At 32.1% G+C, this 6,539-nt stretch carries 6 protein-coding genes and 1 pseudogene; 2 read left to right on the plus strand and 5 right to left on the minus strand.

Annotated elements, in window-relative coordinates:
• On the minus strand, positions 1-202 hold a 202-nt coding region (locus BW929_RS14895; RefSeq protein ID WP_084566244.1), incomplete at its 3' end, for a transposase.
• 132 nt (positions 203-334) lie between these two features.
• Between BW929_RS14895 and BW929_RS15675 the strand changes: the two genes are divergently transcribed.
• A complete protein-coding gene (locus BW929_RS15675; RefSeq protein ID WP_407645396.1) occupies positions 335-511 on the plus strand; it encodes a helix-turn-helix domain-containing protein in 177 nt (58 codons plus the stop codon).
• 153 nt (positions 512-664) lie between these two features.
• Here BW929_RS15675 and BW929_RS14905 read toward each other — a convergent pair whose 3' ends face one another.
• From BW929_RS14905 to BW929_RS14920, 4 genes are all read right to left on the minus strand, one after another.
• Positions 665-3,067, minus strand: coding sequence for a glycoside hydrolase family 31 protein (locus BW929_RS14905; protein ID WP_076546257.1), 2,403 nt, complete (start codon positions 3,065-3,067; stop codon positions 665-667).
• A 23-nt stretch (positions 3,068-3,090) separates the two neighbouring features.
• Positions 3,091-3,912, minus strand: a complete 822-nt coding sequence (locus BW929_RS14910; protein ID WP_076546258.1) for a carbohydrate ABC transporter permease — start codon at positions 3,910-3,912, stop codon at positions 3,091-3,093.
• The gene (locus BW929_RS14915) at positions 3,905-4,780 is read right to left on the minus strand and encodes a carbohydrate ABC transporter permease (protein WP_076546259.1); all 876 of its coding nucleotides are present in this window, start codon (positions 4,778-4,780) and stop codon (positions 3,905-3,907) included. The genes BW929_RS14910 and BW929_RS14915 overlap by 8 nt, the downstream gene beginning before the upstream one ends.
• Positions 4,781-4,842: 62 nt before the next feature.
• Entirely contained in the window at positions 4,843-6,096 is a 1,254-nt protein-coding gene (locus tag BW929_RS14920) for an ABC transporter substrate-binding protein (protein ID WP_076546260.1), read from the minus strand.
• Positions 6,097-6,307: 211 nt separating this feature from the next.
• On the opposite strand from BW929_RS14920, the pseudogene BW929_RS14925 reads away from it, so the two are divergent.
• Positions 6,308-6,539, plus strand: a pseudogene (locus tag BW929_RS14925) (ISNCY family transposase); the annotation flags it as partial.

Here is a 6,539-nt window from a genome sequence, read left to right on the forward strand (position 1 = left end):
TAAGTTTCTCTTTTTCAGGATCTTTTTTCTTTTTGTTTCTGAAGACTTTACTGGCAGATCCAATAAGACGTTTTTTCCACTGATAAAATTGACTTTCATAAATTCCATGTTTGCGGCAGGTCTCAGATATATTATCATTTTGAAGACCTTCAAGAACAATTTCCATCTTTTCTTCAGGTGAACGTTTAGTATTTTTACTCATAATTATCTCCCTTTCCAGTTATTATTTTGAAGGAAGAAAACGACTGTGTCAAATTAATGAGCATAATTCAAATTACTACAAAAAACTTTTGGAAATCTCTTTGACGGGCTTAGAAACATTATACAGACTATTATTAGTTATTTAACTGAAACTAGAATGAAAAAAGCTAAAGAATTATTATTAAATTCACAACTAAAAGTATATGAAATATCTAAAAAAGTGGGTTATAAAAGTTCAAACTATTTCAGTCAGGTATTTAAAAAACACACAGGTAATAGTCCTTTAGAATACAGACAGAATAATTTTTAGTCTTTATTTCAAAATTTTATCTCAGAAAATTCAACATAAAATCTATTTTAAAATTAATATGGCTGGTAATTTATAATAATTTAAATTCCCAGCCATTAGTTTTAATTTATTTGATTTTTTATACCAATTTGGATAAATCAAACTTATCCAAAACTATTTAATAGAAAAAATTGTGTGTTGATTATCAATTAAAGTAATTTCTTGATTATTTATAACAATATTTCGACCTTCAAATTCTGGAAAATACAATTTAATTTTTTGATAAGGCAGTTCATAATTTCCACTCACGGTTATCTGAAGCACTATTTTTTTCGAATCAGATTCCATCTTTATTTTTATTTTCTTGTATTCTCCATCTAAATAGTTATAACTTTCTCCATCATCTTCAAATAATGTGTATTCTTCTCTGCCAGAATCCAGAAATGGATAAATTAGAAAAGCTCTTTTTTCTTTCTCCTGCTTGTCAAATGATATCTCCTGATCCTGAATAGGTATTATGGAACCCTCTTTGATGAAAAGCGGAATAGTATCCAGGGAAACATCAACTATTATTTCTTCTCCTCCCTGATAAATCTTATTGGTATTAAAATCATACCAGGCATTATCTCCTGGTAAATAAGTTTTTCTTTTTTCTGCACCCTTTTCAACTACATTAGCTACCAGCATAGATTCTCCAAGCATAAATTCTAAATCCTGTTTATAGCTCTCTTGATCATCAAACTCGTAAAAGGTTGGTTTAATAATTGGAGTGTGTTTTATATGAGACTCATATAATAAATTATATAAGTACGGTTTTATTTTTTCTCTAAACTTAATTGCTTTTCTAATTGAATCAATGCTTTCCAGATACATCCAGGGTGTATTTACACTCTGATCATCATTCCAGGAGTGAATCGTAAATCTTGGATAAAATATCCCATTCTGAACCCATCTAACCAGCAATTCTGGTTCTGGTGCCGGGCCGGCAAAACCACCAACATCATGGCCAAAATTATAAACTCCCGACATCGTCAGTCCCAGACCCATTTTTATATTGTATTTTAAAGTTTTCCAGCTGGTATAGTTATCTCCAGACCAGGTCTGAACATATCTTTCCATTCCCGGACAACCAGATCGAGAAATCAAATAGGGTCTCTTATTGGGCGCATGTTCCTTTTGGGCTTCAAATGATGACTTCATCATCAGAAGAGACTGCAGAGGTCTAATTGATTTCATGTTTATTTTACTGTCAAAACCATCAGCATATGCATTGTCTGACCAGATTTCATATTCATTATTATCATTCCAGGTAGAATCAATTCCAAATTCAAGCAGCTGACTTTTTACGTTAGTTTTCCACCAGTCTACAGTATCCTGATTAGTAAAATCAAGATAAGAGCCTAAATTATCCCAGAACTGTGATATCTCCGGCTCTCCTTTTTCATTTTTAATAAAGAGATTTTTTTCTTTTGCTTCCTCATATCTGGGATGATCTATCAATAAACATGGTTTTATATTTGCACAGAGTTTGATTCCATTTTTATTAAAAGTTGCAGACATTTTTTCTGGATCAGGTATTTTGGAATAATTCCAGTTAAAAACATATCTCTTATCATCAATGGAAGTATAACCAGATGATAATTGAAAAGAGTCACAGGGAATATCATATCGGTCACAGTCTGCAATAAAGTTCATTAACTCTTCCTGAGCATTGGGTGAATCAGTATAGGTCATTGTAGAGCCTGAATAACCCAGACTCCATTTGGGTTCAAAAATATTTTCCCCACTCAGCCAGGAAAATTTCCTGGTCACTTCCCTCATTTCCGGACCTAGAATTATATAATAATCTAAATCTCCCGTTTCAGCAAAATAATATCTGTATTGACCGTGATAGTTATCTTTTTCTTTACCAAAATCAAATATAGCTTCACTTAGATTATCATAAAAAATTCCATGGGCTATGTTGTTTGAAGTGTTTCTCGTAATATAAAAGGGTATGTATTTATAAAGTGGATCTGATCTTTCCGCATCATAACCCATTGCATCAATAGTAGTCATTCGATACCTCTGATTATTTTTTTCTATCTCACCGGCTTTTTCCCCCAATCCATAATATTTATCCTTTTTATCTTTTTCTAAATAATGATAAATACCCTCACCAAAATGATTATTTAAATTATAACTTTGAGTTTTCCGATCAGCTGCAATTTTAATCCAATCATTATTATTTCTGGCATACCAGGTAATTCTAAAACCATCCAAATTTATTTTTGCTTTTAGAAAAGTAGTTTCAATAACATAAAAATCTCCTTTTTGATAATGATTATATTCTGGCAGAGAAAACGGAGATATATCAAATTTATCTCTCCCCTGGTAGGGGACATCAGCTAAATTGGGTGCTACCATCCATGTTTTTCCCAGAGTTAATTTATCTCTGATAAACATTACTCTTATAATATCTTTTTCGAGCACAAACACTTTAACTTTCAAGTTGTTTTTTTCTTTGAACTGATCTACAAATGTTATTATATTATTTTCAACTTTATCCAGTTTAAATGGATATTCTTTTAAAATCATAACAAACCTCCAGATAACATTATTTACATTTTCATACCTGACATAGCAATACCTTTAACAAAATATCTCTGGAAAAACAGGAATACTAATAATACCGGTATCATAGCAACAATATTCATTGCTAAAAGACTGTTCCAATCAACAGAAAATTGACCAACGAAATTTGCAATTGCTACCTGAATAGTATATTTACTTTCATTACTTAAAACTACAAAAGGCCAGAGAAAATCATTCCATCTCCACATAAATGAAAAAATTGTTAAAGCAGTTAATACTGGTTTAGATAAAGGTAGAATAATCATCGAAAATATTCTCCATTCAGAGGCCCCATCAATTCTAGCTGACTCTAAAACTTCATCCGGAATTGTTGTCATATACTGCCTAACCAGAAAAACTCCTGTAGGTGTGGCTGCTGGTGGTATAATAATCCCCCATAGAGAATTATATAAGCCGAGATTTCTCAGCACTATAAAAATAGGAACCATTATAACCTGCAGGGGAATCATTAATGTCGCAATAAAGAGAAAAAATATGAGTTTATTGCCTTTAAAATCAAATTTAGCTAAAGCATAACCCGCCATTGAATTTATTAATAAAGTTAAAGCTGTTGCTGCCACAGCGACAAAAATACTATTTTTAAAGTAAGTAATAAAATTTCCTTTGCTAAAAGCAGTAATATAATTTGAAAAAGTTACATTATTAGGCAAAATAGTTGGCGGCCAGGAAAAAATCTCATTACTTGTTTTTAAAGAAGATATAAAGATCCAGATTATTGGTAGAACAAATATCAAACTGAATAATAATAAAATTGTATACCATAAAATATTTTTTATTTTATTATTCATATGCATTACCCCCTCTGTTAGATACTTTAAATTGAACTATTGTTAATAAGCCAAGGATAAGAAATAACATTACAGACATAGCAGAGGCATAACCCATATCTCCAACCTGAAAAGCCTGCTGATATATTTCCTGGACCAGGTAAGTTGTGCTATCGCCAGGACCACCAGTAGTCATAACTTTAATTAAACCAAACATTTTAAAAGCCTGAATGGTAGATAATACTACAACTACTAAACTGGTTGGTTTTAAAAGAGGGAAAGTAATATGTCTAAACTGCTGCCATTTACTGGCTCCATCAATTTCAGCCGCTTCATAATATACACCAGGAATACCCTGCAGACCAGCAATAAACATTACCATAAAATATCCAACTCGGGCCCATACTGAAGCAAAAATAACCATAATAGTTGCTGTTGTGGAATTAGTAAGCCAATTAACGGGTGCCATCCCCGCTAAATCAAGTAAATAATTTAAAATCCCAAAGTTATTGCCAAGAATCCAGCGCCAGGAAACACCAATAACTATAAATGATAACATTGTGGGTAAATAAAAAATTGCTCTAAAAAATCCTTTGGCTTTAATATTTCTATCTAATATAATTGCTAAAACCATACTCAGTCCAAAAGTAATTGGTACAACAGAAAATACATAAATTAAAGTTCTGCTTAATATAGCCCAAAAATCAGCACTCTGAAAAAGTTTAATAAAATTTCCTAAACCTATAAATTCGGGAGAAGTAAGTACATCCCATTCTGTAAAAGAAACATAAAAACCAAATAATGCCGGAAATACTATAAATATACTAAATATTATTAAATTCGGTAGAACAAACAAATAGGGTGCTATCTTCTTTTTCCACCTATACATAAAATACCTCCTTATTAACTATCCTGGCCTGTTTCAAAACAGGCCAGGAAATGTGATCTAGTTTAGTTTTCAATATTTTCAATTTCTGATTTAGCCAGCTCTTCCATATTTTCTACAGCTTCTTTTGGTGTTATCTCATGCTGAATTGATTTTACAATATTTTGTCTGATATCATCATAAATTCTTGACATTGCTTCATTATATGCCCAGTCAGAACCCGCTTCTGGAGGTGATACTGCCAATTCATTACTGAAAATCTCGAACATATCAGAGCCAAAAGAATAATTAAGTTTACTGTTATCTGTTCTGGCACTTAAAAATAGAGACTCTTCACAAAATTTAGCATTTACTTCCTGAGAACTGAAATATTTTAAGAAATCAACAGCTGCTTCTTTATTGTCAGAATCTTTAAATCCTGCAACAAATTTACCACCTACTACGGAGGATCTTATCTTACCTTTAGGCATATAAGCTACTCCCCAGTCAAAGTTTTCGATATTGTCGCGATAATTTGTCAGCATCCAGTTTCCTGCAAAGTGCATTGCTGTGAGACCTGAACGGAAAAGTGTATTGGGGTTTTCTCCTCCCAACCAGATAGATTCAGGTATTATATTTCTGTCATGTAACTCCACAAAAAATTCTACAGCTCTTTCTCCTTCAGGTGAGTTGATTGTAACTTCACTCCAGTCTTTAGAGAAGAAAGATCCTCCTGCCTGATATAGAAGTGTAGACCAGCGATGAGGACTGTAATCATAAGCTAATCCATATCTTGCATCTGAATTTTCAACAACTTTTTCCAGTGCATTAGCCCATTCTTCCCAGGTCCATAAATCATCTAATTCTTCTTCAGTATCTGGTACATCAATTCCAGCCGCTTCAAAATAGTCTTTATTATAAATTATACCATTTGCTGTTACGTCGATTGGGATAGCTAGCATTTTACCATCTACCATTACATAAGGATGGGTAGACTCTACAAAGTTGTCTAAATAATCCTGACCAATACTGTCATTAAGATTTAACAGTGCTGAAGATAATTCTCCTGGATTGGAAACTCTGGCAAGATCAGGAGGATTTCCACCTGCAACCATAGTCTTTATTTTAGTATTTAACTCATTATATGGCACCTCAATGATATTAAAATCTACATCAGGATGTTCTTCTTTATAATCAGCAATAATATCCTTTAGTACTTCTCCTTCTACCCCATCACTAAACCAGACAAAGTCTAAAACAGTTTTTTGAGCAAAAACAGGAACAGCCATTAAACCAACTAAAAGTAAAGCAGTAATTGTAATAAGTAAATTTTTTCGCATTAAATATAACCCCCTAATTTTTTTTAAAACACAAGAACTAAACCAAAATCCCTCCTTTCATTAAATTAATTTTTATAGTCGTTTGTATAATGTCTAAGGTCCTAAATGACAGGGCTCATGACATAAATTTTTGGTGATTTCCTCCTTAAGATATGGTATAATATAGTTAGAGATACTAAAAATACCACAAAGCCAAAAGGAGGAAATCATAATGTCTTTTAATTCTAAAAAGCAATTGTCTTTCGGTGATCTTTATGAACAGGCCAAAGATTGGGCTCAAAATGATAAACCTCAATTCCTTGAAATGCTCGATCAATATCTTGATTTATCTGAATTTATTCCATTCAGTTTCTACACTGCTTACTACAAATATTTTGGTAGAAAAAGAGAATATGATCTAGAATCGATGCTTTCTGCATTTATTCTGCAAAAAATACTGGGAA

This window comes from Halanaerobium kushneri (genome assembly GCF_900156285.1).
GTDB classification, from domain to species: Bacteria; Bacillota; Halanaerobiia; order Halanaerobiales; family Halanaerobiaceae; genus Halanaerobium; species Halanaerobium kushneri.

Excerpts from the sequence above, each read along its gene's own strand:
- BW929_RS14905 (WP_076546257.1), bottom strand. The coding sequence starts at position 3,067 with ATGATTTTAAAAGAATATCCATTTAAACTGGATAAAGTTGAAAATAAT.
- BW929_RS14920 (WP_076546260.1), bottom strand. The coding sequence starts at position 6,096 with ATGCGAAAAAATTTACTTATTACAATTACTGCTTTACTTTTAGTTGGT.
- BW929_RS14910 (WP_076546258.1), bottom strand. The coding sequence starts at position 3,912 with ATGAATAATAAAATAAAAAATATTTTATGGTATACAATTTTATTATTA.
- BW929_RS14915 (WP_076546259.1), bottom strand. The coding sequence starts at position 4,780 with ATGTATAGGTGGAAAAAGAAGATAGCACCCTATTTGTTTGTTCTACCG.